A 24,587-nucleotide genomic window follows, 5' to 3' on the forward strand; every position below is an offset into this window, starting at 1 on the left:
TAATTACTCGAACCAATGGGCTCGGGCGGCCATGATCAACTTGCCGGCACGCTCTTGGTCGATGCCGTCGATGTCGAGCAGGTCGTCAATCGACTGCTCGGCCAGGTCTTCGCGGGTAACTACGCCGCGCACCGCCAGTTCCATCGCCAAATCCTTGTCCATACCCTCAAGCGAGAGCAGGTCTTCGGCCGGATGGGCGTCTGCCAGCTTTTCCTCAGTAGCGATGGCTTTGGTCAACAAACGATCCTTGGCACGAGCGCGAAGCTCGTTGACGATGTCTTCGTCAAAGCCGTCGATGTTGAGCATTTCTTCCAACGGTACGTAGGCAATCTCTTCCAGGCTGGTGAAGCCTTCATCGACCAGCACCTGTGCCAGCTCTTCGTCGACTTCCAGCTCGTCGATGAAGTTGCGCAGGATGTCACCGGTTTCAGCTTGCTGCTTGGCCTGGATGTCCGATTCGGTCATCACGTTCAGGGTCCAGCCGGTCAACTGGCTGGCAAGACGCACGTTCTGGCCACCACGGCCGATCGCCTGGGCCAGATTGTCGGCACCTACAGCGATATCCATGGCGTGGGCATCTTCATCGACGATAATCGCCGCGACTTCAGCCGGCGACATTGCGTTGATGACGAACTGTGCCGGATTGTCGTCCCACAGGACGATATCAACACGTTCGCCGCCCAGTTCGCCGGACACTGCCTGGACACGCGAACCGCGCATGCCGATACAGGCGCCTTGCGGGTCGATGCGCTTGTCTTTGGAGCGTACGGCGATTTTGGCGCGCGAGCCCGGATCACGGGACGCGGCCATGACTTCGATCAGGCCCTCGGCGATTTCCGGCACTTCGATGCGGAACAATTCGATCAGCATCTGTGGCGCGGTACGCGACAGGATCAGCTGCGGGCCACGGTTCTCGGTGCGGATTTCCTTGAGCAGGGCACGCAGGCGCACACCAACACGGAAAGTCTCGCGGGAGATGATGTCTTCACGGGCCAGCAACGCTTCGGCGTTGTTGCCCAAGTCAACGATGACGTTGTCACGGGTGACTTTCTTGACGGTACCGGAGATGATTTCGCCCAGACGCTCACGGTAGGCATCTACCACTTGGGCGCGCTCGGCTTCACGGACCTTCTGTACGATGACTTGCTTGGCGGTCTGGGCAGCGATACGACCGAATTCGATCGACTCGATCTTTTCTTCGATTACATCGCCAACCTTGGCTTCAGGATGGGTTTCCTGAATCTTGGCCGGCCAGACTTCGATTGCTGGATCATCCAGATCCGCTTCTTCGACGACCGTCCAGCGACGGAAAGTCTCGTAGCTACCGGTGTGGCGGTTGATTTCCACACGCAGGTCCACTTCGTCGTCAAAACGTTTTTTGGTTGCAGTGGCCAGTGCCACTTCCAGTGCTTCAAAAATTACGCCAGCCGGTACGCCTTTTTCGTTGGATACCGACTCAACAACCAGCAGTACTTCTTTGCTCATCGTACGCCTCGCCTTTCGCAAGCCATTGGATCCGCGCGGTCCGCCGGACCCGGCACGTCTCAGTCAAAACTGGGAATAATGTTGGCCTTGTCGATCGAATCGATCGGCAACAGGAACTCATTGTTGTCTACCTGGACAACAACATCCTGCTCCTCCACACCACGGAGAAGGCCCTGAAAGTTACGACGACCTTCAAAGGGCGTACGCAGCTTGATCTTCACTTGTTCGCCGGCATGCGAAGCAAACTGTTCCAATGTGAACAGTGGGCGATCCATGCCAGGAGAGGACACTTCAAGGGTGTATTCGGAACTGATCGGATCTTCGACATCCAGGATACCGCTGACCTGGCGACTGACAACTTCACAGTCTTCGACCAGAATGCCGTCCGCTTTGTCGATATAAATACGCAGTACCGAATGCTTGCCCTGAGAGATGAATTCGATCCCCCAGCATTGATAGCCAAGAGCCTCGACCACCGGGGCCAACAAGGCCTGCAACTGTTCTAGCTTGCTCGACACCTGAACCCCCTCGTGCATGCTGTGCAAATAAAAAATGGGCAAAGCGCCCATCCCTGATACGTCGTTGAATACCGACGTTATGACTGTTCAGCCAAGAAAAAGCCCCTGCAAAAGGGGCTCCGCTGAAACTGGTTGCGGGGGCTGGATTTGAACCAACGACCTTCGGGTTATGAGCCCGACGAGCTACCAGACTGCTCCACCCCGCGACAAAGCTGGGGCGAAAGTATACGACCGAACCCCGACAGGGTCAATCTAACCTCCACCTACAAGAAAGCCCGCTGTAGCGGGCTGTCTTGTTTCAATTGGTACCGAGAAGGGGACTCGAACCCCTACACCCTATGGGCACAACCACCTCAAGGTTGCGTGTCTACCAATTCCACCACCTCGGCAATACTACTTTGAAACCCGTTACTTCTGCTCTTGAGCGGGAGGAACATCGCCAGCATTAGTGGCTTCGCTCTTCTGCTCCTGGAGCACCGGTACATCATCTGTTGCCGGTTTTTGCTGCTTCACTTCCAACACTGCTGGATCTGGCAACCCTACTTGAGTCAGCTCGTGAGCTTTCTCTTTAGCAAAGTATCCTAACCCAAGAGCAGTTAAGAAGAAAGAGGCAGCTAGTATAGCAGTAAACTTACTTAGAAAGGTAGCAGAACCTTGGCTTCCGAACACAGTATTTGAAGCACCTGCGCCGAAAGATGCACCCGCTTCCGCACCTTTACCCTGTTGCAGCAACACCAGCACTACCAAACCCAGTGCGCCCAACAGATGAAAAACTACTACGACTGTTTCCAGCATTTTTCAGTTTCCTGCGGCGCGACAAATTGCACCGAATTCGTCTGCGTTCAGGGACGCCCCACCAATCAGGCCCCCATCGATATCCGGCATGCCGAACAGCTCAGCCGCATTGGCCGCCTTCACGCTGCCGCCGTATAGAAGCTGCACATTTTGTGCAACTTCGGCATTCTCTGCCGCCAGCTGGGCGCGGATGGCTGCGTGCACATCCTGCGCTTGCTGTGGCGAGGCCGTCAGCCCTGTACCGATGGCCCATACAGGCTCATAGGCAATCACCGCACTGGTGAAGGCTTCAACACCGAAAGCTTCGATGATGCTGCCCAGCTGACGCCCGACAATCTCAAGCGTTTTACCTGCTTCGCGCTCTTCGAGGGTTTCCCCCACACAGAGCACTGGCTTCAAACCACAAGCCTGTGCTGCAGCGAACTTGCGATTCAGGACTTCGTCGTTTTCACCAATGATCTGGCGACGCTCCGAATGCCCAATCAACACCAGTCCGCAACCTGCATCAACCAGCTGACTCGGTGCAATTTCACCGGTCAGCGCGCCTTGCGCAGGCTCTACCGCAGAATTCTGAGCGCCAACGGTAATCGACTTGCCCTGCAACCCATCAACCACTTGGCTGATGTACAACGAGGGAGGAAACACCGCGACCTCAACACCGCTCGGCAAGGCCAGATTACTCAGGCCATCGATCAGCTCAGCGACGCTGGCGCGGGTACCGTGCATCTTCCAGTTACCAGCTACCATAGGGCGACGCATGCTGTACCTCGTCGGTCAAAGTGGGCGCAGATGTTACCCAACCCGATCACTGCTGGCAAGCGTATTTCAGACGCAAACTTCACTTACCAGTTTTGCCAGGGCTTCGGCATGGCTACGCACCTGACCTTCGTCATCGCCTTCCACCATTACACGCACCAGCGGCTCTGTTCCGGACTTGCGCAACAACACACGCCCGCGACCCGCCATTTCCTCGGTAACCCGCGCACTGGCCTCTTTTACAGCAGGGTGCTCGAGCGGATCGACCTTGCTTGCGCCAAAGCGCACGTTGATCAATACCTGCGGGCATTTGCGCAGTGCCTGGCGAGCCTGCGCCAGCGTCTCGCCACGGCGCTTGAGCGCCATCAACACCTGGAGCGCGGCGATGATGGCGTCACCTGTGGTGGTATGGTTGCAGCACACCACATGCCCGGAGTTCTCCCCCCCGATCACCCAGCCGCGCTCCAGCAACTCTGCCATCACGTAACGGTCACCAACTTTGGCCCGCACAAAAGGTATGTCGAGATCTTTCAGGGCCAGCTCAAGCCCCAGATTGCTCATCAACGTACCGACCACCCCACCCTGCAGCTTGTTACGCTCCTGCAGGTCGCGGGCAATGATAAACAGCAACTCGTCACCGTCGACGACTGCGCCGGTGTGATCAACCATCAGAACACGGTCACCGTCACCATCGAACGCAATCCCGAGATCGGCATGCCCCACCAAAACTGCGGCCTGAAGTGACTCTATGTGGGTCGAGCCGCAATTTTCATTGATATTCAGGCCATCCGGCTGAGCCGACAGGACGGTGACTTCAGCACCCAACTCGCGAAACACACTCGGTGCGACCTTGTAAGTGGCGCCATGCGCACAATCGACCACCAGCTTGAGACCGGCAAAATCGGTGCTGCTCGGCACACTGCTCTTGCAGAATTCGATATAGCGCCCGGCAGCATCATTGATTCGTGACACTTTGCCCAGTTTGCTGGACTCGACTACTGTCATCGGCTGGTCGAGCAATTCCTCGATCATCAGCTCGACTTCGTCAGGCAGCTTCGTCCCCTGACCCGAGAAGAACTTGATGCCGTTGTCATCATGCGGATTGTGCGAGGCACTGATGACGATACCAGCCTCGGCATGGAAGGTGCGTGTCAGGTAGGCGATGGCCGGAGTTGGCATCGGCCCCAGCAGCAACACATCGGCTCCCGCCGCAGACAGTCCGGCTTCCAGCGCCGATTCAAACATGTACCCGGAAATACGGGTGTCCTTGCCCACCAGAACCCTGCAGGCACCCTGCTTGCGAAATGCCATGCCTGCAGCCCAGCCGAGCTTGAGCATGAAGTCAGGGGTGATCGGATATTCGCCGACACGGCCACGAATACCGTCGGTACCAAAATATTTTCTGCTCATAGATGCTCCATCACTCTTTATTCGGCGGATTGAACCGCTGCAATCATCCGTACTACATCAACGGTTTCGGCAACATCGTGAACGCGCAAAATGCTTGCGCCTTTCGTCATTGCCAGGGCAGCCAGCGCAAGGCCACCAGAGAGCCGTTGCTCGACCGGGCGGTCGAGGGTCTGTCCGATCATGCTCTTGCGCGAAACGCCCACCAACAAGGGCCGCCCAAGGCGGCGTAGGGATTCCATATGCTTGAACAAGCTCAGGTTGTGCGCCAGGGTCTTGGCGAAGCCGAATCCGGGATCAAGGATGATCCGACCAGCTTCGATGCCAACAGCCGCACAAGCAGCCATCCGCTGCTCAAGATAACTCGCAACTTCGACGCTGACATCCTCGTAATGAGGATTATTCTGCATATCACCCGGCTCACCGCGCATATGCATCAGACAAACCGGCAACTCGGTCGCAGCCGCCGCATCCAGGGCGCCGTCGCGCGTGAGCGAGCGGACATCATTGATCAAGCCGGCACCAAGCCGGGCTGATTCTCGAATGACGGCAGGCGTCGAGGTATCGACAGAAATGATCACATCCAGCTCGCGAGCGATCGCTTCAACCATCGGCGCCACTCGCTCAAGCTCCTCGAGCGCGGAAACTGCCTTGGCACCGGGCCGGGTGGACTCACCACCTATATCGATCAAGGTTGCACCAGCCACGACCATTGCCTCGGCATGGCGCAAGGCAGCATCACGCTGATTGAAGCGGCCGCCATCGGAGAAGGAGTCGGGAGTGATATTGAGAATACCCATGACATGGGTATGGGACAAATCAAGAACCCGGTTGCCGCAAGGCAACCGGGTTGGGTACTGCTGTGAGGTCATATACGCCCTTAGACTTGAGCCGCTGGACCGCCGATCGGCGACTCTGGACGGTCACCCTGCTGCGCAGTGGTACCTGGAGTACCTGATCCACCTTCCCAGTCACGCGGCTCGCGCGGGGTTCGACCTGCCATGATGTCGTCAATCTGCTCAGCATCAATGGTTTCGTACTTCATCAATGCATCGGCCATGGCATCGAGCTTGTCACGGTGCTCGGTGAGAATCTGCTTGGCAGTGGCGTAGCACTGATCAATGATGCTGCGCACCTCGGAGTCGATCAGCTTGGCTGTCTCACCAGAGACGCTGGCATGCTGAGAGCCCGCACTACGTCCCAGGAAAACCTCGCCTTCTTCTTCGGCGTACATCAGCGGACCGAGCTTCTCGGACAGGCCCCACTTGGTCACCATGTTCCGGGCAATCTGACTGGCACGCATGATGTCGTTGGAAGCACCAGTAGTGACGCCGTCGAAGCCCAGGGTCATTTCCTCGGCAATACGACCGCCATACAACGAACAGATCTGGCTGATCAATGCACGCTTGGACAGGCTGTAACGATCCTCCTCAGGAAGGAACATCGTGACACCCAGCGCACGACCGCGAGGAATGATCGAAACCTTGTAGACCGGATCGTGCTCAGGCACGACGCGACCAACGATGGCATGACCTGCTTCATGATAGGCAGTGTTCTGCTTCTCTTTCTCGGACATGACCATGGTCTTGCGCTCGGCGCCCATCATGATCTTGTCTTTGGCCAGCTCAAACTCCTTCATCTCGACTACACGCTTGCCACCGCGGGCAGCGAACAGCGAGGCTTCGTTGACCAGGTTGGCCAGGTCTGCACCGGAGAAACCAGGGGTACCACGGGCAATGACCGCAGGATTGACGTTCTCGCCAATCGGCACCTTGCGCATGTGAACCTTGAGAATTTGTTCACGACCCCGAATATCCGGCAGACCGACCACGACCTGACGGTCGAAACGACCTGGACGCAGCAGAGCAGGGTCAAGTACGTCAGGACGGTTGGTCGCGGCGATAACAATGATGCCATCGTTCATTTCAAAACCATCCATCTCGACCAGCAACTGGTTGAGGGTCTGCTCGCGCTCGTCATGACCACCGCCCATGCCCGCGCCACGATGACGGCCGACGGCGTCGATTTCGTCGATGAAGATGATGCACGGCGCATGCTTCTTGGCTTGCTCGAACATGTCACGGACACGGCTGGCACCGACACCCACGAACATTTCGACGAAGTCGGAACCGGAAATCGTGAAAAACGGCACCTTGGCTTCACCGGCAATGGCCTTGGCCAACAGGGTTTTACCAGTACCTGGTGGACCGACCATCAGGACGCCACGAGGAATGCGACCGCCCAGGCGCTGGAATTTGCCCGGATCACGCAGGAACTCAACCAGTTCGCCTACTTCTTCCTTGGCTTCGTCACAACCTGCAACGTCGGCCAGGGTAGTCTTGACCTGATCTTCGGAGAGCAGGCGCGCCTTGCTCTTGCCGAAGCTCATTGGCCCGCCCTTGCCCCCTGCACCGCCTTGCATCTGGCGCATGAAGAACATGAACACGGCAATGATGACGAGGATCGGGAAACTGGCGACCAGCAGCTGAGTCCAGATGGACTGTTGCTCAGGCTGCTTGCCTTCGACCACGACATGGTTGTCGACCAGATCGCCGATCAGGCCGTTGTCCTGAATGGCCGGACGGATGGTCTTGAAGCTGTCGCCATCGGTACGCTTGCCGGTAATGACATAGCCATCGACCGCAACGCGCTCGACCTTGCCATCCTTGACCTGCTGAATGAAGTCGGAATAGTTGAGGGTCTGCGGCTCATTCGGGCTGGAGAAGTTGTTCATCACCGTCACCAGGACAGCTGCGATGATCAACCACAGGATCAAGTTCTTTGCCATATCGTTCAATTAGCTACCCTCTGAGGCCGGCTGACGGCGCAACCGTGCCTCGCATGATATTCACCGGCTTAACTTACTACATAACCTACACAACTGCAGGCGCCGTCTGTAACCCTTTGTGAAACCTAGACTACACGAAGTTCATCCAGGTCAGGCAGGATAGCCGATTGGAAAAAGCTATCGGACACCCTGAAAGCTGCCGGCCTGACGCCCTACTCGCCGCGATAACCTCTCGCCAGCAAGTACTGTTCGCGGGAGCGATCCCGCGAAGAATCCGGTTTGAGCATCTGGACCTTGTCGAATTTCTGACGAGCGTCCTTCAGGTAAACGTCAAACCCTTCACCCTGGAAAATCTTGATCAGGAAATCGCCGCCCGGCTTGAGCACACGGGTCGCAAGATCCAGGGCCAGTTCACACAGGAACATGGCCTTGGGGATATCCACGGCGGGCGTACCACTCATATTGGGGGCCATATCGGAAATCACAAGGTCCACGTGCGAATTACCTACCGCCTCCAGAATTTGCGCCAGCACTTCATCCTGGGTGAAGTCGCCCTGGATAAAGGTGACATCCGGAATGCTGTCCATCTCCAGGATGTCCGAAGCAATAAGCCGGCCCTGGCCACCGATCAGCCGACTGGTCACCTGCGACCAACCACCCGGCGCCGCACCCAGGTCAACTACGCTCATGCCTGGGCGAATGATCCGATACTTTTCCTGGATTTCCAGCAATTTGTAGCTCGCACGCGAGCGATAACCATCCTTTTGCGCCTTTTTGACGTAAGGATCATTGAAATGTTCTTTCAGCCAGCCAAGGCTTGTCTTGGAACGCGCCATTGGGCACCTCGAATCATAAGGGTCGTGATTAACTGGGCGGATCCACGGGCCCTCGGGTAAAATGGCCGCCATTTTTACAGAATCAGACGAAGGGTCAGATTATGCCGCTCAATAACGAGCAGAAGAAACAGTACAAATCCATTGGCCACGATCTGAAACCAGTTCTCATTGTGGCAGGCAATGGCCTGACTGAAGGGGTTATCGCCGAACTCGAACGCGCCCTGGTCGATCATGAACTGATCAAGGTCGAGATTCGCTCGGAAGATCGTGAGGAACGCGCTGCCGCCATCGCCGCACTGTGCAAGGCCGGCCGCGCCGAACTGGTACAGACCATCGGGAAAAAGGCGTTGATCTATCGCCGCAACCCACAGCCGAACAAGCAACTCTCGAACATCCATCGCTACAAGTGATGTTCGCTGCGGTCAGTGGCGCGCCCTGCGCGCCCTGCCCGGCACCGGCTGCATGACCAGCAGCAAGCCGGTCAAACCCAATACCAGGTAACAGAACAACTGCCAGCGCAACTCTTGGGGCAATCCCACGTGCAAGGCGAAATACGCCACACACGCCAATATCGCCATCAACAGCAACTGCCCTCGCATGTCCCGCCACAGACTGGCCAGGCCCTGAGCCTGAACCAGCACCATTACCTGAACCCCTGCGCAAAATGCCGCAAAGGCTACCAGCAAAGATGCCATCAGGCTGCCGATGTCTTCGATCAGAAGCGGAGCCAGGCCAACCTTGCCCAGCGCCGGCAATAAACCGAAATGCAACATCCACAGGCCGCCAACCCAGAACACCTGGGTCAGCTGCCAGATCACCGTAGCCGCAGCAAAGCCGCGGCGCCGGTCAGATGTGTTTGACTTCGACAATCTCGTACTCGACCGTACCACTTGGTGTCTTGATCACCACGGTATCGCCCTCTTCCTTGCCGATGATGGCACGGGCGATCGGTGCACCGACCGAGAGCTTGCCCTGTTTGACGTCTGCCTCGTCTTCACCAACGATCTGGTAGGTCACCTGGTCGCCGGTTTCGGTGTTCTCCAGGTCCACGGTAGTACCGAAGATCACCTTGCCGGTGTGGGCAATGGTAGTGACGTCGATTACCACCGAGTTCTGCAGGCGGCCCTCGATATCGCGGATACGCGCCTCGACCATACCCTGCTCTTCACGGGCAGCGTGGTACTCGGCGTTTTCCTTGAGATCGCCCAGCTCACGGGCTTCACCAATGGCCTGACTCAGGCGCGGACGCTCGGTCTTGCTCAGAAAAAGGTGTTCTTCCTCCAGGGCGCGAGCGCCCTGGACAGTCATCGGGTACTTGGTAATGCTCATACATTCAGTCCTGCATGCAGATCCTGCAAGCGGCGCACGGTCTTTTCCGGACCGAACTTCAGCGCTTCGCAGATGGCTTCACCAGCCGCAATGGTCGTGGTGCAGTAGATCTTGTGCTGCAACGCATTGCGACGAATCGAGTAAGAGTCGGCGATCGACTGACGACCTTCGGTGGTGTTGATGATCAGCGACACTTCGTCGTTCTTGATCATGTCGACCACGTGCGGACGACCTTCAGTCACCTTGTTCACGCGACGCACTTTCAGGCCAGCCGCCTCGATGACCTTGGCGGTACCGACGGTAGCGACCACTTCGAAGCCCAGGGCGATCAGGTCACGGGCAACGCCAGCCACTTGCGGCTTATCGTCGTCACGAACGCTGATGAACGCAGTACCGCCGGTCGGCAACACTTCGCTGGCACCCATCTGGGCCTTGGCAAACGCTTCACCGAAGCTGTCGCCCACACCCATGACTTCACCGGTAGATTTCATCTCAGGGCCGAGGATCGGGTCAACGCCCGGGAACTTGGCAAACGGGAATACCGCTTCCTTGACGCTGTAGAAGTTCGGAATGATTTCCTTGGTGAAGCCGATTTCCTTCAGCGATTTGCCCGCCATTACACGAGCCGCAATCATCGCCAGGGAAGTACCGATGCACTTGGAGACGAACGGTACGGTACGCGAGGCGCGCGGATTGACTTCGATCACATAGATCTTGTCGCCCTGCAGGGCCAGTTGCACGTTCATCAGGCCGACAACGCCAAGCTCCAGGGCCATCTTCTTGACCTGCTCACGGACTTCATCCTGAACATGGGCCGGCAGCGAGTACGGCGGCAGCGAGCACGCCGAGTCACCGGAGTGAACACCGGCCTGTTCGATGTGCTGCATGATTGCGCCGATGACCACGTCGGTACCGTCGCACACCGCATCCACGTCCATCTCGATGGCGCAGTTGAGGAAGTGGTCCAGCAGCACCGGGCTGTCGTTGGACACCTGTACAGCTTCACGCAGGTAGCGCTTGAGCTCGTCCAGCTCGTAGACGATCTCCATCGCACGGCCGCCCAGTACGTAGGACGGGCGCACCACCAGCGGATAGCCGATGACACCGGCAGCACGGATGGCTTCGTCTTCGCTGCGCACGGTGGCGTTTGGCGGCTGCAGCAGGTTCAGGCGCTGAACCATCTGCTGGAAGCGCTCACGGTCTTCAGCACGGTCGATAGCGTCAGGGCTGGTACCGATGATCGGCACACCGGCTTCTTCCAGGGCGCGAGCCAATTTCAGCGGGGTCTGGCCGCCGTAGTGGACAATCACACCTTTCGGCTTCTCGACACGCACCACTTCCAGCACGTCTTCCAGGGTCAGCGGCTCGAAGTACAGGCGGTCGGACGTATCGTAATCGGTGGAGACGGTTTCCGGGTTGCAGTTGACCATGATGGTCTCGTAACCGTCTTCGCGCAGTGCCAGTGCGGCGTGTACGCAGCAGTAGTCGAACTCGATACCTTGGCCGATACGGTTCGGTCCGCCACCCAGGATCATGATCTTGTCGCGGGTCGACGGGTTGGCCTCGCACTCTTCCTCATAGGTCGAGTACAGGTAGGCGGTGTCGGTGGCGAACTCGGCAGCGCAGGTGTCGACGCGCTTGTAGACCGGGAACACTTCGAGCTTGTGACGATGACGACGCAAGTTCTTGTCGGTGATACCCAGCAGCTTGGCCAGACGCTGGTCGGAGAAGCCTTTGCGCTTCAGGCGCAGCATCAGGTCCTTGTCGATAGCCGACAGGGCCAGGGTCTTGACCTTCTCTTCTTCCTTGATCAGGTCTTCCATCTGCACCAGGAACCAGTGGTCGATACCGGTCAGGTCGAAGATTTCGTCGCAGGTCATGCCGGCGCGCATGGCATCGGCCACGTACCAGATACGCTCGGCGCCCGGCACGGTCAGCTCGCGCTTGAGGATGCTCGAGGCTTCAGGACTTGCCAGGTCGACTTTAGGATCCAGACCGCAAACGCCGACTTCCAGGCCCCGCAGAGCCTTCTGCAGGGACTCCTGGAAGGTGCGGCCGATGGCCATGACTTCACCCACGGATTTCATCTGGGTGGTCAGGCGGGCGTCGGCTTTCGGGAATTTTTCGAAGGCAAAGCGCGGCAGCTTGGTGACGACGTAGTCGATCGAAGGCTCGAACGAAGCTGGGGTACGGCCGCCGGTGATATCGTTCTGCAGCTCGTCGAGGGTGTAGCCGACCGCCAGCTTGGCAGCGATCTTGGCAATCGGGAAGCCAGTAGCCTTGGAAGCCAGCGCCGACGAACGCGATACACGCGGGTTCATCTCGATCACGACCATACGGCCAGTGTCCGGGCAAATACCGAACTGCACGTTGGAACCGCCGGTCTCGACACCGATTTCACGCAGCACCGCCAGCGAGGCGTTGCGCATGATCTGGTATTCCTTGTCGGTCAGGGTCTGTGCTGGAGCAACAGTGATCGAGTCACCGGTATGCACTCCCATCGGATCGAAGTTCTCGATCGAGCAGACGATGATGCAGTTATCCTTTTTGTCGCGGACCACTTCCATCTCGTACTCTTTCCAGCCGATCAGCGATTCGTCGATCAGCAGTTCCTTGGTTGGCGACAGGTCCAGGCCACGGGCGCAGATTTCTTCGAACTCTTCACGGTTGTAGGCAATACCGCCACCGGTGCCGCCCATGGTGAAGGACGGACGGATGATGCACGGGAAGCCCAGCTTCTCGAGCACGGCGTTGGCTTCTTCCATGCTGTGCGCGATGCCGGAGCGCGGGCACTCAAGGCCGATGGCCTTCATGGCGGTATCGAAGCGCGAGCGGTCTTCGGCTTTGTCGATGGTGTCGGCGTTGGCGCCGATCATTTCCACGCCGAACTTTTCCAGGACGCCTTCGCGCTCCAGGTCCAGGGCGCAGTTCAGTGCAGTCTGGCCACCCATGGTTGGCAGCAGTGCATCCGGACGCTCTTTCTCGATGATCTTGGCCACTGTCTGCCATTTGATCGGCTCGATGTAAGTGGCATCGGCCATGGCCGGGTCGGTCATGATGGTGGCTGGGTTGGAGTTCACCAGGATGACGCGATAGCCTTCCTCGCGCAGGGCTTTGCAGGCCTGGGCGCCGGAGTAGTCGAATTCGCAGGCCTGGCCGATCACGATCGGGCCAGCGCCAAGAATCAGGATGCTTTTAATGTCTGTACGTTTTGGCATGGGTTGTCACTCAATTCCGCAGGTCAGTCGGCAAGCCGCATTGAACAATCGTGGGGGCGGCGCCTGAACGCGGCTTGCACCGGTCCAGGGCCTTCTCGCCAGGTGCTCAGCGGCGCTTGGCCATGGCATCGATGAAGCGGTCGAACAGAGGCGCGACATCAGTCGGGCCAGGGCTGGCTTCAGGGTGACCCTGGAAGCTGAAAGCGCTCTTGTCGGTGCGCTCGATACCCTGCAGGGTACCGTCGAACAGCGACTTGTGGATGGCGCGAACGTTGCCTGGCAGCGTCGCTTCGTCTACCGCAAAGCCGTGGTTCTGGCTGGTGATCATGACCACGCCGGTGTCCAGGTCCTGGACCGGGTGGTTGGCACCATGGTGACCATGGCCCATTTTCACGGTCTTGGCACCGGAGGCCAAAGCCAGCAGTTGGTGCCCCAGGCAAATACCGAACACCGGGATCTCGGTCTCGAGGATGTCCTTGATCGCCTGGATCGCGTAGTCGCAAGGCTCCGGATCACCTGGGCCGTTGGACAGGAACACACCATCAGGATTGAGTGCCAGGACTTCGTTGGCCGGGGTCTGCGCCGGCACGACAGTCAGGCGGCAGCCGCGGGCAACCAGCATGCGCAGGATGTTCAGCTTGACGCCGAAATCGTAGGCGACCACGTGGTACGGCAGCTCGGCGGCGTCGATGGTCGCGTGGCTGTCGGTTTTCAGTTCCCAGACGCTGGAGCGCCATTCGTAGCTGCTCTTGGTGCTGACGACTTTTGCCAGGTCCATGCCCTTCAGGCCCGGGAAACCGCGAGCAGCGGCGATTGCAGCCTCTTCGCTGATGTTGTCGCCGGCCAGGATGCAGCCGTTCTGCGCGCCCTTCTCACGCAGGATGCGCGTCAGGCGACGGGTGTCGATCCCGGCGATGGCAACCACGTTGTTGGCTTTGAGGTAATCAGGCAGCGACTGTTTGTTGCGCCAGTTGCTTGCGATCAGAGGCAGGTCACGAATGACCAGGCCGGCCGACCAGACACGGTCGGACTCGGCGTCTTCCGGCGTAGTGCCGGTGTTGCCGATGTGAGGGTAAGTCAGGGTAACGATTTGCTGCGCATAGGAAGGGTCAGTCAGGATTTCCTGATAGCCGGTCATTGCGGTGTTAAACACCACCTCACCAACGGTCTGACCGTCGGCTCCAATGGCTTCACCGCGAAAAATGCTGCCATCGGCAAGGGCGAGTATGGCTGGCTTAGTCAAGAAGACCTCCCGTAAATCAAGCCTGAAGGGGCGATCGCAGGTTGCAAAAAAGCGGAATGACGTATAGACACGTCACCCCGCTTTCTTCGTCGAATTATCTGCGCGCTTTTAGTGGACACACTAAAGCTGTAGCTTACAGAAAAACGCTTTTTTGGTCTACCGCTGAAGTGCCTAAAAACCGCAGGATAGCGACAGGAGGGCGCTTAACGCAGGTCGAGCACGTCTTGCATGTCGTAAAGGCCCGGCTCGCGACCGTCCAACCAGAGAGCAGCACGGACCGCCCCCTTGGCAAAGGTCATGCGACTGGAGGCCTTATGGGTGATCTCCAGGCGCTCACCTTCGGCAGCGAACAGAACGGTGTGATCACCAACCACGTCACCGGCACGCACAGTGGCAAAGCCGATGGTCTGACGATCACGGGTACCGGTCTGGCCTTCACGACCATAGACCGCCACTTCCTGCAGGTCGCGCCCCAGTGCCTGGGCAACCACCTCACCCATGCGCAACGCGGTACCCGACGGTGCATCGACCTTGTGACGATGGTGGGCTTCGATGATCTCGATGTCGACGTCATCACCCAGCACGCGCGCAGCCATGTCCAGCAGCTTCAGGCTGAGGTTCACCCCAACGCTGAAGTTGGCCGCGAAGACAATCGGGATTTCCTTGCCCGCCTCGGCCAGCAACTGCTTTTCTTCGACACTGAAACCGGTGGTCCCGATGATCATGGCCTTGCCTGCCTTGCGGCAGAACGCCAGGTTCTTCAGGGTCACCGACGGATGCGTGAAGTCGATCAGCACGTCGAATTCATCGACTACCTTGGCCAGGTCATCGGACAGCAGCACACCGATTCGACCCAGGGCCGCCAACTCGCCCGCATCCGCGCCAACCAGGGTGCTGTCAGGACGATCAATCGCAGCCGTCAGCCCTGCACCCGGGGTTTGCTGGATAGCTTCGATCAGGGTCTTGCCCATGCGCCCTGCCGCGCCCATTACCGCTATACGTCGCATGCCCTATTCCTTCTTACAAGTCGCCGAAGAAGCGCTTTACGCCTTCAAACCAGCCATTGGCCTTGGGCGAATGGGAACTGTCACCTTCCAGCGAATCGCGCAGCTCTTCGAGCAGCTCGCGCTGGCGACGACTGAGATTGACCGGGGTTTCAACCGCGACCCGACACATCAGGTCACCAGCACCACCACCGCGAACCGGGGCAACGCCCTTGCCACGCAGGCGGAACTGCTTGCCGGTCTGGGTGCCTTCCGGGATCTTCAGCTTTACCCGGCCATCCAGGGTCGGCACTTCAAGCTCGCCACCCAGGGCAGCATCGGTGTAGCTGATCGGTACTTCGCAGTACAGGTGCTTGCCGTCACGCTGGAAAATCGCGTGCTCACGCACATTGATCACGACGTACAGATCACCGGTCGGGCCGCCATGGGAACCCGCCTCGCCTTCGCCCGAAAGACGAATGCGATCACCGGTATCGACACCGGCCGGCACCTTGACCGAGAGGGTCTTGTACTCTTCGATACGGCCTTCGCCGTGGCAGGAGTTGCAAGGATCAGTAATGATCTTGCCCTGACCATGGCAACGCGGGCAGGTCTGCTGGACAGAGAAGAAGCCCTGCTGCATGCGCACCTGGCCAATACCACCACAGGTCGGACAGGTCGAAGGCGACGAGCCTTTCTTGGCACCGGAACCGTCGCACGGCTCGCAGTTGACCAGAGTCGGCACGCGAATGTTGACAGTGGTGCCGCGTACAGCCTCTTCCAGGTTCAGCTCGAGGGTATAACGCAGGTCGCTGCCGCGCTGGGCACCGCCACGCGAACCGCCACGGCCGCCGCCAAAGAAATCGCTGAACACATCACCGAAAATGTCGGAGAAGTTCGCGCCACCAAATCCGGCACCGCCGCCACCCATGCTAGGGTCGACGCCGGCATGACCATACTGGTCGTAGGCCGCGCGCTTGCTGGCGTCGGAGAGCACTTCATAAGCCTCGTTGGCTTCCTTGAATTTCTCTTCCGACTCTTTGTCATCAGGATTACGGTCCGGGTGATGCTTCATCGCCAGGCGGCGATACGCCTTCTTCAGGTCCGCTTCACTGGAGCCGCGCTCAACTCCCAGAACTTCGTAATAGTCACGCTTTGCCATAAGTCTTTGCACTCTTGAGGACGTTCGGCAAACCTCTGCGCATTTCGCGCTGTGCCGCCAGCACCTGCCTCATTCCCTCCAGGAGGCATGACAGATGCTGTAAAAATTCGGGTATTCCAGACACGCCAACGCGGGAGCAAGCCCCCGCGCGGCGACATCCTACCAGCCAACCACTAGAAAGCAGTCAACTGGCCGACAACATGCAGCAATTACTTGTTGTCTTTGACTTCTTCGAACTCAGCGTCGACGACGTCGTCGTGCTTGGGCTCTTCAGCCTGCTGCGCGCCAGCTTGTGGCTGCTCGGCCTGCTGCTCGGCGTACATCTTCTGAGCAACTGGAGCCGACACTTTCGACAGTTCTTCAACCTTGGCATCGATGGCAGCCTTGTCGTCGCCTTTGATAGCGGCTTCCAGGGCAACCACAGCGGCCTCGATCGCAGCCTTCTCTTCGGCAGTGACCTTGTCACCGGCATCAGCGACCATCTTGCGAGTCGAGTGAACCAGTGCATCGCCCTGGTTGCGGGCAGCGGCCAGTTCTTCGAACTTGCGGTCTTCTTCCGAGTTCGCTTCAGCGTCGCGGATCATCTGCTGAATTTCTTCATCAGACAGGCCGGAGTTGGCCTTGATCACGATCGACTGAGTCTTGCCAGTAGCCTTGTCCTTGGCGCCTACGTGCAGAATGCCGTTGGCGTCGATGTCGAAGGTTACTTCGATCTGTGGCACGCCACGTGGTGCAGGTGGGATCTCGGCCAGGTCGAACTTGCCCAGGGATTTGTTCTGAGCAGCCTGCTTACGCTCACCTTGCAGCACGTGAATGGTCACGGCGCTCTGGTTGTCGTCTGCAGTCGAGAACACTTGCGACTTTTTGGTCGGGATAGTGGTGTTCTTCTCGATCAGCGCAGTCATCACGCCACCCATGGTTTCGATACCCAGGGTCAGCGGGCTGACGTCCAGCAGCAGCACGTCTTTCACGTCACCAGCCAGTACCGCACCCTGGATGGCAGCACCCATGGCAACAGCTTCGTCCGGGTTGACGTCCTTGCGTGCTTCTTTACCGAAGAAATCGGTAACCGCTTTCTGTACCAGCGGCATACGGGTCTGACCGCCAACCAGGATCACGTCGTCGATCTTGCTGACGTCGATACCGGCATCCTTCATGGCGATACGGCATGGCTCGATGGTGCGCTGAACCAGGTCTTCCACCAGCGACTCCAGCTTGGCGCGGGAGATCTTCACGTTCAGGTGCTTAGGACCGGTGGCATCTGCAGTGATGTACGGCAGGTTGACGTCGGTCTGCTGGCTCGAGGACAGCTCGATCTTGGCTTTTTCAGCAGCTTCTTTCAGGCGCTGCATGGCCAGCGGGTCACCCTTGAGGTTCATGCCGCTTTCTTTCTTGAACTCGTCGACGAGGTAGTCGATCAGGCGAATGTCGAAGTCTTCACCACCGAGGAAAGTGTCACCGTTGGTGGCCAGAACTTCAAACTGATGCTCGCCATCGACTTCGGCAATTTCGATAACCGAAACGTCGAAGGTACCGCCACCCAGGTCATAAACGATCACGGTGTGATCGCCTTTGGCCTTGTCCATACCGTAAGCCAGCGCAGCTGCGGTTGGTTCGTTGATGATACGTTTTACGTCCAGGCCGGCGATGCGACCGGCATCCTTGGTGGCCTGACGCTGGCTGTCGTTGAAGTAGGCCGGAACGGTGATGACCGCTTCGGTGACAGGCTCGCCGAGGTAGTCTTCGGCGGTCTTCTTCATCTTCTTCAGAATTTCAGCCGAAATCTGAGGCGGTGCCATTTTCTGGCCGTTCACTTCGACCCAGGCGTCGTTGTTGTCAGCCTTGACGATTTTGTACGGAACCATCTGGATGTCTTTTTGCACGACATCTTCGTCAAAGCGACGACCGATCAGACGCTTTACTGCGTACAGGGTGTTGTGCGGATTGGTAACGGCCTGACGCTTGGCCGACTGGCCAACCAGGATTTCGCCGTCATTGGCGTACGCGATGATCGACGGCGTAGTACGCGCGCCTTCAGCGTTTTCAATAACCTTGACGTTGCCGTTTTCCAGAATGGAGACGCAGGAGTTGGTAGTCCCCAGGTCGATACCGATGATTTTGCCCATGTTCACTCTCCCGAAACTTGAATTTTGTTGCCGCAGCAGTGGTGGCTAACTGCGGTAATACTTGAATGCTTGACACCTAAATGGGGGCGCCCGGAACGATTTCAAGCCTGCTCGTCAATCGACGGCGAAACCGCAGCAGGGGCCTTGCTGACCACGACCATCGCAGGGCGCAGCAGGCGGCCATTGAGCTGGTAGCCCTTCTGGAACACCTTGAGCACGCTGTTCGGCTCGACCTCGGCACTTTCCTGCATGGCCATGGCTTGATGGTGCTCGGCGTTGAAGGGTTCGCCGTGCGGATCAATGGCCTCGAGGTTGTAGCGCTTGAGGGTGTCGTGGAACATCTTCAGGGTCAGTTCAATGCCTTCACGCATCGGACGAATGCTCTCGTCCTCGGCACTGGACAGCTCCAGGCCACGTTCCAGGCTGTCGATGACTGGCAGCAGGTCGCCAGCGAATTTCTCCAGGGCGAACTTGTGTGCCTTCTCGACATCCTGCTCGGCGCGACGGCGTACGTTCTGAAGGTCCGCAGCGGTGCGCAGGGATTGATCCTGGGCCGCCGCCAGCTGCTCTTCGAGCACCTGCACGCGGGCGTTCAGCTCTTGCGCGCCGGCTGCCTCGGCGTTCAGATTCTGTTCATCCAGCTGTTCGTCAGCCATAAAATCTCTCCTCTCGAATAGTGTCAGCGAGCTGTACTCGCGCTTCTGCCGGCTATATGGGGTCGTAAAACCCAGGTTCAAGGGGCAAAGGAATACAGCCGACCGTTTCCCTCATAACCCGACGCACTCAGAACGACACCCACGCAACCAAATCGAGCTAAGCACAGCCATTGTCAGCGGATCAAAAAACACTGTATAAATAACCAGACTTAACGCCTGGGAGCCGCCCCAATGCTGGTGCACCTGTCCGTACACAACTATGCCATCGTCGAACACCTGGACCTCGAACTCGCCCGCGGGATGAGCGTCATCACCGGTGAAACCGGGGCCGGCAAATCGATCATGCTCGACGCCCTGGGCCTGACCCTGGGTGATCGTGCCGACAGCGGCGTGGTACGTCCCGGCGCCGACAAGGCCGACATCCTCGCCACCTTTGATCTCTCGGACATTCCCGAAGCCCGTGCCTGGCTTGCCGAACGCGACCTGGACAGCGACGGCCCGTGCATCCTGCGCCGGGTCATCACCGCCGAGGGCCGCAGCCGCGGCTACATCAATGGCACGCCCTGCCCGCTCGGCGACCTCAAGGCCCTGGGCGAGCTGCTCATCGACATCCATAGCCAGCATGAACACCAGTCGTTGCTGAAAGCCGACACCCATCGTCGCCTGCTCGACGAGTACGCAGGCGCCACCGACCTGGCGCGCCAGGTCCAGCTGGCCGCCCAGCGCTGGCGGCAAACGCGGCAAGAACTGGAGCGACTGTCCAACTCCGGCGACGAACAACGGGCGCAGCATCAGCTGCTCAGCTATCAACTCGAGGAACTCGACAACCTGGGCCTGGGTGAAAACGAGCTGGAGCAACTGGAGCAGGAGCACAAGAACCTGACCAACGCCGAAGCGCTGTTCGGCATCTGCCGCCAGGTCATCGATCATTGCAGCGAGAACGATTCGGGCAACGTCCTCAATGCCCTCACTGCCAGTCTCAATCGATTGACTGCAGTGCAGAACGCACCCAGGGCACTGGGCGAGGCCGCCAACATGATCGCCAGCGCACAGATCCAGGTGGAGGAAGCCGTCGGCGAGCTCAATCGCTTCCTTGATAACTTCGACGCGGACCCGGCTCGCCTGCAGCAACTCGAAGAGCGCCTGGACAGCATCTATACCCTGGCTCGAAAGCACCGTGTACACCCAACCGAGTTGGCCAACCTTCAGCAGCGCCTGATGGAAGAGCTCGAAAGCCTTAACGCCAACGACGAATCCATCGAGCGCCTGGGTGACGAACTGGCAGCCTTCGCCCGCCACTACCAGGACAAGGCAGGCGAGCTTAGCGCCCTGCGCCACCAGGCCGCCAACCAGTTGGCCGGCGCGGTCGAGCAAGAGATCCAGCGCCTGGGCATGCCCGGTGGTCGCTTCAGCATCGAGCTGCACAGCCACACCAGTGAAGACCTCTCCCCTAACGGCCGTGAGCATGTAGAGCTACTGGTCAGCGCCAACCCGGGCCAGCCTCTCAAGGCCCTGGCCAAGGTCGCCTCCGGGGGCGAGCTGTCGCGGATCAGCCTCGCAATCCAGGTGATCACTGCGCAAACCTCGCGCATTCCTACCCTGGTGTTCGACGAAGTGGACGTGGGTATCGGTGGCCCGACGGCAGAGATTGTCGGCCAGCTGCTGCGCCGCCTGGGCGAGCGCGGCCAGGTACTGACCGTGACCCACCTGCCGCAGGTTGCAGCGCAAGGCCATCACCATCTGTTTGTGCATAAAGTGCGCAACAGTGACGCTACCCATACTGCCGTTGCCAACCTGGGCAAGCGCGAGCGCATCGAAGAGGTCGCTCGGATGCTGGGCGGTATCGACCTGACCAAGGAGTCCCTGGCCCACGCCCGCAAGATGGTGGTTACCAGCAAGGCCTGATGCCTTATCCCAGAAAGCACAAAGGCGACCCCAGGGTCGCCTTTGATGCTGTGCAACAAGAAACTATTGCTTACTTTTTCTTGCGCACGTACAGGACCAGATTATGGTCAACCAGTTCGAAACCGTGCTCGGCAACGATTTCCTTCTGACGCTTTTCAATCTCGCTGTCGAAGAACTCGATAACCTCGCCCGACTCCACGTTGACCATATGGTCGTGGTGGCCACCGTCGGCCAATTCGAACACGGCGTGACCGCCGTCGAAGTTATGGCGCACAACCAGGCCAGCAGCTTCGAACTGGGTCAGAACACGGTAGACCGTGGCCAGACCGACGTCCTCACCTGCCTCCATCAGCGCCTTGTAGACATCTTCAGCACTCATGTGACGCTGCTCGGTAGAGTCGAGCATCTGTAGAATCTTCACTCGAGGCAGTGTCACCTTGAGACCGGCTTTGCGCAGTTCGCTATTTTCAACCATGGTCAGCTTTCTCGCCGATGCTGCTTCGCAGCTTCTCTGAATACGGGTATGATCGGGGTTTACGTTGTCCAGCCAAGATAGTGGAAGTCGCCCACCGATGCAAAACACCAAGCTCTTGCTAACCAGCCTCACCTTCGTGGGACTGCTCGCACTCGCCGGTTGCTCGTTCCCCGGGGTTTACAAAATCGACATCCAGCAGGGCAATGTCGTCACGCAAGACATGATAGACCAATTGCGCCCCGGAATGACCCGTCGGCAAGTAAGGTTTATCATGGGCAATCCGCTGATCCAGGACACCTTTCACACCAATCGCTGGGATTACCTGTACAGCCTGCAGCCTGGTGGCGGCCAACGCCAGCAAGAGCGCATGAGCATTTTCTTCAACGAAAGCGACCAACTGGTCAGCCTGTCTGGCGATTTCATGCCAGGCGTGAGCCGCGATCAGGAAATTCTCGGCGGCAGCGGCGACACCAGCGTCACGCCCGTCCAGCCAGGTACTACCACCGCGCCAGCTGAACAGGTCAAGGAAACCCCGGCCAAGCCAGGTTCCCTGGAAGAGAAGATCCAGCGCGAAGTCGATACCATCGAAACCATCCCGGTACCGACCCCTGCCCCACTGGAAACCTCGCCACAGTAACTACTGCTGGCAAACAAAAGCCCGGACATTCCGGGCTTTTTTGTGCCTGCGATTTGTGCGCTAGCGCTTGGCCTTCTTGAACACCCGCGCCACTTTGTCAGCGCGCTGCTTGCGGACCTCCTTGGGATCGATCAGCAACGGCCTGTACAACTCGATCCGATCCCCCTCGGCAACCGTCTGCTGCACAGCGTCACTGACAACCTTGCCAAAGATTCCAAGCGGGCAAGCCTCGACATCGAGCCCTGGTACTTGCTCAGCGATCCCTGACAGGCGCACGGCCTCGCGCAAGGTGGCGCCCAAGGGCACCTCGACGGCCAGCAGCCACTGCTGCTCAGCGGTGGCATAGACCACTTCAATCTGCAGCATGTCAGGCATTGAGTTGCTTTGCCCGCTGGCAGAAGGCATCGACCAGGGTGTTGGCAGCCTGATTGAACAATGGCCCCAAGGTGGCCCGTACCAACGGCCCGGCATAGTCGAAGGACAAGTCCAGGCTGATCTTGCAGGCCTTCTCACCCAACGGCTTGAAGATCCACAAGCCGTGCAGTTGATTGAACGGCCCCTCCTCCAGGTTCATTTCGATGGACTGCCCGGGCACCAGCACATTACGGGTGACGAACTTCTGGCTCATACCGCCCTTGGCCACTTCCAGGCTGGCACGCATCAGCGTGTCACTGACCTCCAGCACAGTGCTGGATGAGCACCAGGGCAGGAACTCCGGATACCGTGCTACATCGTTGACCAGGTCGTACAGTGCCTGGGCGGGATAAGGCAGCAGGGCCGAACGTTGAATATGGGTAGTCATCCAGGTGTCACTTCCAAAGCTGAGCGGCAAACACAACCAGAATGCCGAGGGGCGCCACATAGCGCATCAAGAAGAAGGTCAGAGCAAACAGCAGCGGGCTGCGCATCGCTAGCTCGTCGCGCACCGCCTCACGCCCCATGATCCAACCTGCGAATATCACAAAGCACAAACCACCCAGCGGCAGCATGATCCGCGAAGTGAAAAAGTCGATCACTCCGAAGAAATCCAGACCGCCTGTTGCGCCCCACTGGTAGAGCTGAAAACCGCTCTCGTCGTTCACGAAAAAGCGTGCCTGCTGCCAGATATTGAACGAAAACACTGTGCCCAGCCCCACCAGCCAGCAACTGAAAGCCAGCCAGGTGGTGATCCAGCCACGCCGCACGCCCGTACGCTCCACCAGGTAAGCGACCATCGGCTCCAGCAAAGAAATCGCCGAACTCCAGGCCGCGACGGCCACTAGAACAAAGAATACGACGCCCATCAACTGGCCAAACGCCACATTGCCAAAAGCAAATGGCAAGGCCACGAACATCAGGCCCGGGCCCTCGCTGGGGTTCAGGCCGGCGGCGAACACAATCGGGAACAGGGCCATGCCGGCCAGCAGCGAGACAAAGGTGTCGAGCAGGGCCACGGCGACAATCGTGCCGCCGATGGAGGATTGCTTGGGCATGTAGGCGCCATAGATCAGCAACGAACCCACGCCCACGCTCAGGGAGAAAAACGCATGCCCCATGGCCGGCAACAACCCGTCGAGCAGGCGCGAGGTGTCGAAGTCGAACATGAAATGCAGGCCCTGCATGAAGTGCCCGGTGGTCAGGCTGTAGCCCAACAGGATCACCAGCAGCAGGAACAGCAGCGGCATCATGATACGCAGGCTCTTCTCAAGCCCCGCCACCACGCCACGGGCAATCACCAATGCCGACAGCAGCATGAACAGGCTGTGCCACAGCACCAGGCGCCAGGGGTCGCTGATCACGCCATTGAAGTAGCCGCCGACCTGATCGGCTGTCACGCCCTGGAAGTCACCCTTGCCCATGTTGATGATGTAGTCGAACGACCAGCCGCCGACCACGCTGTAGAACGACAGGATCAACAGCGCCGTGATCATCCCGGCGAAGGCCCACCACGACCAGCGCGGCGAATGCCCCGCCTCCAGGGCGAGGTCGCGCAGGGCATTGGCCGGACTTTGCCGGGTGCGGCGGCCGATCAGCGTCTCGGCAAGCATCACCGGGATACCGATCAAGGCAATGCAGGCCAGGAACACCAGAACAAAGGCACCGCCGCCATAGACGCCGACCATGTAGGGGAATTTCCAGATACTTCCCAACCCCACCGCAGCACCGGTGGCCGCCAGTACGAATACCCAGCGACTGGCCCAGCCACCATGGACAGAAACCTTGTCCGTCGACATCAACACGCTCAACTGTGGAAAAAAAGAGCGCGCATTGTCCGGGATTCACTCCAAG

The 24,587-nt window shown here is 58.8% G+C and carries 23 protein-coding genes and 2 tRNA genes; 3 read left to right on the forward strand and 22 right to left on the reverse strand.

The window, feature by feature from the left end; translation table 11 throughout:
- Positions 1–3: 3 nt before the first annotated feature.
- From nusA to rlmE, 10 genes are all read right to left on the reverse strand, one after another.
- The gene (nusA, locus tag H621_RS0116820) at positions 4–1,485 is read right to left on the reverse strand and encodes a transcription termination factor NusA (RefSeq protein WP_028944525.1); all 1,482 of its coding nucleotides are present in this window, start codon (positions 1,483–1,485) and stop codon (positions 4–6) included.
- A gap of 59 nt (positions 1,486–1,544) precedes the next feature.
- Positions 1,545–2,003: a ribosome maturation factor RimP gene (rimP, locus tag H621_RS0116825; RefSeq protein WP_036989972.1), complete on the reverse strand. Its 459-nt coding sequence runs from the start codon at positions 2,001–2,003 to the stop codon at positions 1,545–1,547.
- 129 nt (positions 2,004–2,132) lie between these two features.
- A tRNA-Met gene (locus tag H621_RS0116830) sits at positions 2,133–2,209 on the reverse strand.
- 97 nt (positions 2,210–2,306) lie between these two features.
- Positions 2,307–2,392, reverse strand: a tRNA-Leu gene (locus tag H621_RS0116835).
- 19 nt (positions 2,393–2,411) lie between these two features.
- Positions 2,412–2,798, reverse strand: a complete 387-nt coding sequence (gene secG, locus H621_RS0116840) for a preprotein translocase subunit SecG (RefSeq protein WP_028944527.1) — start codon at positions 2,796–2,798, stop codon at positions 2,412–2,414.
- A gap of 3 nt (positions 2,799–2,801) precedes the next feature.
- On the reverse strand, positions 2,802–3,557 hold the full coding sequence (tpiA, locus tag H621_RS0116845) for a triose-phosphate isomerase (protein WP_028944528.1): 756 nt from the start codon (positions 3,555–3,557) through the stop codon (positions 2,802–2,804).
- 66 nt (positions 3,558–3,623) lie between these two features.
- Positions 3,624–4,964, reverse strand: coding sequence for a phosphoglucosamine mutase (gene glmM / locus H621_RS0116850; protein WP_028944529.1), 1,341 nt, complete (start codon positions 4,962–4,964; stop codon positions 3,624–3,626).
- A gap of 17 nt (positions 4,965–4,981) precedes the next feature.
- Complete coding sequence (folP, locus tag H621_RS0116855; protein ID WP_028944530.1) at positions 4,982–5,833, reverse strand: dihydropteroate synthase; 852 nt, start codon at positions 5,831–5,833, stop codon at positions 4,982–4,984.
- A gap of 8 nt (positions 5,834–5,841) precedes the next feature.
- The gene (ftsH, locus tag H621_RS0116860) at positions 5,842–7,749 is read right to left on the reverse strand and encodes an ATP-dependent zinc metalloprotease FtsH (protein ID WP_028944531.1); all 1,908 of its coding nucleotides are present in this window, start codon (positions 7,747–7,749) and stop codon (positions 5,842–5,844) included.
- 212 nt (positions 7,750–7,961) lie between these two features.
- Complete coding sequence (gene rlmE, locus H621_RS0116865; protein ID WP_010222974.1) at positions 7,962–8,585, reverse strand: 23S rRNA (uridine(2552)-2'-O)-methyltransferase RlmE; 624 nt, start codon at positions 8,583–8,585, stop codon at positions 7,962–7,964.
- A gap of 101 nt (positions 8,586–8,686) precedes the next feature.
- Here rlmE and yhbY point away from each other — a divergent pair, with 101 nt between their 5' ends.
- The gene (gene yhbY / locus H621_RS0116870) at positions 8,687–8,995 is read left to right on the forward strand and encodes a ribosome assembly RNA-binding protein YhbY (RefSeq protein ID WP_010222973.1); all 309 of its coding nucleotides are present in this window, start codon (positions 8,687–8,689) and stop codon (positions 8,993–8,995) included.
- Between the two features lie 12 nt (positions 8,996–9,007).
- Here the strand turns inward: yhbY and H621_RS0116875 are convergent, their stop codons facing one another.
- The 8 genes from H621_RS0116875 to grpE form a co-directional block, all read right to left on the reverse strand.
- Entirely contained in the window at positions 9,008–9,403 is a 396-nt protein-coding gene (locus tag H621_RS0116875) for a hypothetical protein (protein ID WP_028944532.1), read from the reverse strand.
- 28 nt (positions 9,404–9,431) lie between these two features.
- Positions 9,432–9,914 (reverse strand): transcription elongation factor GreA, encoded by a 483-nt coding sequence (gene greA, locus H621_RS0116880; RefSeq protein WP_084167971.1) that lies wholly within the window; start codon positions 9,912–9,914, stop codon positions 9,432–9,434.
- Positions 9,911–13,132 (reverse strand): carbamoyl-phosphate synthase large subunit, encoded by a 3,222-nt coding sequence (gene carB, locus H621_RS0116885; protein WP_028944534.1) that lies wholly within the window; start codon positions 13,130–13,132, stop codon positions 9,911–9,913. Before carB ends, greA begins: the two co-directional genes overlap by 4 nt.
- 106 nt (positions 13,133–13,238) lie before the next feature.
- Positions 13,239–14,375: a glutamine-hydrolyzing carbamoyl-phosphate synthase small subunit gene (gene carA / locus H621_RS0116890; RefSeq protein WP_028944535.1), complete on the reverse strand. Its 1,137-nt coding sequence runs from the start codon at positions 14,373–14,375 to the stop codon at positions 13,239–13,241.
- A 203-nt stretch (positions 14,376–14,578) separates the two neighbouring features.
- Positions 14,579–15,382 carry a 4-hydroxy-tetrahydrodipicolinate reductase gene (dapB, locus tag H621_RS0116895; protein ID WP_028944536.1) on the reverse strand — a complete coding sequence of 268 codons (804 nt, stop codon included), beginning with the start codon at positions 15,380–15,382 and terminating at the stop codon, positions 14,579–14,581.
- 13 nt (positions 15,383–15,395) lie between these two features.
- Positions 15,396–16,520 (reverse strand): molecular chaperone DnaJ, encoded by a 1,125-nt coding sequence (gene dnaJ / locus H621_RS0116900; RefSeq protein WP_028944537.1) that lies wholly within the window; start codon positions 16,518–16,520, stop codon positions 15,396–15,398.
- Positions 16,521–16,729: 209 nt separating this feature from the next.
- Positions 16,730–18,646, reverse strand: coding sequence for a molecular chaperone DnaK (gene dnaK, locus H621_RS0116905; RefSeq protein ID WP_028944538.1), 1,917 nt, complete (start codon positions 18,644–18,646; stop codon positions 16,730–16,732).
- A gap of 101 nt (positions 18,647–18,747) precedes the next feature.
- Positions 18,748–19,302, reverse strand: coding sequence for a nucleotide exchange factor GrpE (grpE, locus tag H621_RS0116910; protein WP_028944539.1), 555 nt, complete (start codon positions 19,300–19,302; stop codon positions 18,748–18,750).
- A gap of 231 nt (positions 19,303–19,533) precedes the next feature.
- Between grpE and recN the strand changes: the two genes are divergently transcribed.
- Entirely contained in the window at positions 19,534–21,207 is a 1,674-nt protein-coding gene (gene recN / locus H621_RS0116915) for a DNA repair protein RecN (RefSeq protein WP_028944540.1), read from the forward strand.
- A gap of 70 nt (positions 21,208–21,277) precedes the next feature.
- On the opposite strand, the gene fur is transcribed toward recN, so the two are convergent.
- Positions 21,278–21,682, reverse strand: coding sequence for a ferric iron uptake transcriptional regulator (gene fur / locus H621_RS0116920; RefSeq protein ID WP_028944541.1), 405 nt, complete (start codon positions 21,680–21,682; stop codon positions 21,278–21,280).
- Positions 21,683–21,779: 97 nt separating this feature from the next.
- Here fur and H621_RS0116925 point away from each other — a divergent pair, with 97 nt between their 5' ends.
- On the forward strand, positions 21,780–22,319 hold the full coding sequence (locus H621_RS0116925; RefSeq protein WP_028944542.1) for an outer membrane protein assembly factor BamE: 540 nt from the start codon (positions 21,780–21,782) through the stop codon (positions 22,317–22,319).
- A 60-nt stretch (positions 22,320–22,379) separates the two neighbouring features.
- Here H621_RS0116925 and H621_RS0116930 read toward each other — a convergent pair whose 3' ends face one another.
- From H621_RS0116930 to H621_RS0116940, 3 genes are read right to left on the reverse strand one after another with little or no spacing between them, the layout of a single operon-like run.
- Entirely contained in the window at positions 22,380–22,685 is a 306-nt protein-coding gene (locus H621_RS0116930; RefSeq protein ID WP_028944543.1) for an RnfH family protein, read from the reverse strand.
- Position 22,686: 1 nt separating this feature from the next.
- Entirely contained in the window at positions 22,687–23,121 is a 435-nt protein-coding gene (locus H621_RS0116935; protein WP_028944544.1) for a type II toxin-antitoxin system RatA family toxin, read from the reverse strand.
- A gap of 7 nt (positions 23,122–23,128) precedes the next feature.
- Positions 23,129–24,532, reverse strand: coding sequence for a sodium-dependent transporter (locus H621_RS0116940; RefSeq protein ID WP_028944545.1), 1,404 nt, complete (start codon positions 24,530–24,532; stop codon positions 23,129–23,131).
- Between the last annotated feature and the right edge of the window lie 55 nt (positions 24,533–24,587).

It is taken from the genome of Pseudomonas vranovensis DSM 16006 (assembly GCF_000425805.1).
Taxonomy (GTDB): Bacteria; Pseudomonadota; Gammaproteobacteria; order Pseudomonadales; family Pseudomonadaceae; genus Aquipseudomonas; species Aquipseudomonas vranovensis.

Excerpts from the sequence above, each read along its gene's own strand:
- greA (WP_084167971.1), bottom strand. The coding sequence starts at position 9,914 with ATGAGCATTACCAAGTACCCGATGACTGTCCAGGGCGCTCGCGCCCTG.
- yhbY (WP_010222973.1), top strand. The coding sequence starts at position 8,687 with ATGCCGCTCAATAACGAGCAGAAGAAACAGTACAAATCCATTGGCCAC.
- H621_RS0116940 (WP_028944545.1), bottom strand. The coding sequence starts at position 24,532 with ATGTCGACGGACAAGGTTTCTGTCCATGGTGGCTGGGCCAGTCGCTGG.
- ftsH (WP_028944531.1), bottom strand. The coding sequence starts at position 7,749 with ATGGCAAAGAACTTGATCCTGTGGTTGATCATCGCAGCTGTCCTGGTG.
- H621_RS0116935 (WP_028944544.1), bottom strand. The coding sequence starts at position 23,121 with ATGACTACCCATATTCAACGTTCGGCCCTGCTGCCTTATCCCGCCCAG.
- glmM (WP_028944529.1), bottom strand. The coding sequence starts at position 4,964 with ATGAGCAGAAAATATTTTGGTACCGACGGTATTCGTGGCCGTGTCGGC.
- H621_RS0116925 (WP_028944542.1), top strand. The coding sequence starts at position 21,780 with ATGCAAAACACCAAGCTCTTGCTAACCAGCCTCACCTTCGTGGGACTG.
- rlmE (WP_010222974.1), bottom strand. The coding sequence starts at position 8,585 with ATGGCGCGTTCCAAGACAAGCCTTGGCTGGCTGAAAGAACATTTCAAT.
- secG (WP_028944527.1), bottom strand. The coding sequence starts at position 2,798 with ATGCTGGAAACAGTCGTAGTAGTTTTTCATCTGTTGGGCGCACTGGGT.
- carB (WP_028944534.1), bottom strand. The coding sequence starts at position 13,132 with ATGCCAAAACGTACAGACATTAAAAGCATCCTGATTCTTGGCGCTGGC.
- nusA (WP_028944525.1), bottom strand. The coding sequence starts at position 1,485 with ATGAGCAAAGAAGTACTGCTGGTTGTTGAGTCGGTATCCAACGAAAAA.
- grpE (WP_028944539.1), bottom strand. The coding sequence starts at position 19,302 with ATGGCTGACGAACAGCTGGATGAACAGAATCTGAACGCCGAGGCAGCC.
- dnaJ (WP_028944537.1), bottom strand. The coding sequence starts at position 16,520 with ATGGCAAAGCGTGACTATTACGAAGTTCTGGGAGTTGAGCGCGGCTCC.
- fur (WP_028944541.1), bottom strand. The coding sequence starts at position 21,682 with ATGGTTGAAAATAGCGAACTGCGCAAAGCCGGTCTCAAGGTGACACTG.
- folP (WP_028944530.1), bottom strand. The coding sequence starts at position 5,833 with ATGACCTCACAGCAGTACCCAACCCGGTTGCCTTGCGGCAACCGGGTT.
- dnaK (WP_028944538.1), bottom strand. The coding sequence starts at position 18,646 with ATGGGCAAAATCATCGGTATCGACCTGGGGACTACCAACTCCTGCGTC.
- recN (WP_028944540.1), top strand. The coding sequence starts at position 19,534 with ATGCTGGTGCACCTGTCCGTACACAACTATGCCATCGTCGAACACCTG.
- tpiA (WP_028944528.1), bottom strand. The coding sequence starts at position 3,557 with ATGCGTCGCCCTATGGTAGCTGGTAACTGGAAGATGCACGGTACCCGC.
- dapB (WP_028944536.1), bottom strand. The coding sequence starts at position 15,382 with ATGCGACGTATAGCGGTAATGGGCGCGGCAGGGCGCATGGGCAAGACC.
- H621_RS0116930 (WP_028944543.1), bottom strand. The coding sequence starts at position 22,685 with ATGCTGCAGATTGAAGTGGTCTATGCCACCGCTGAGCAGCAGTGGCTG.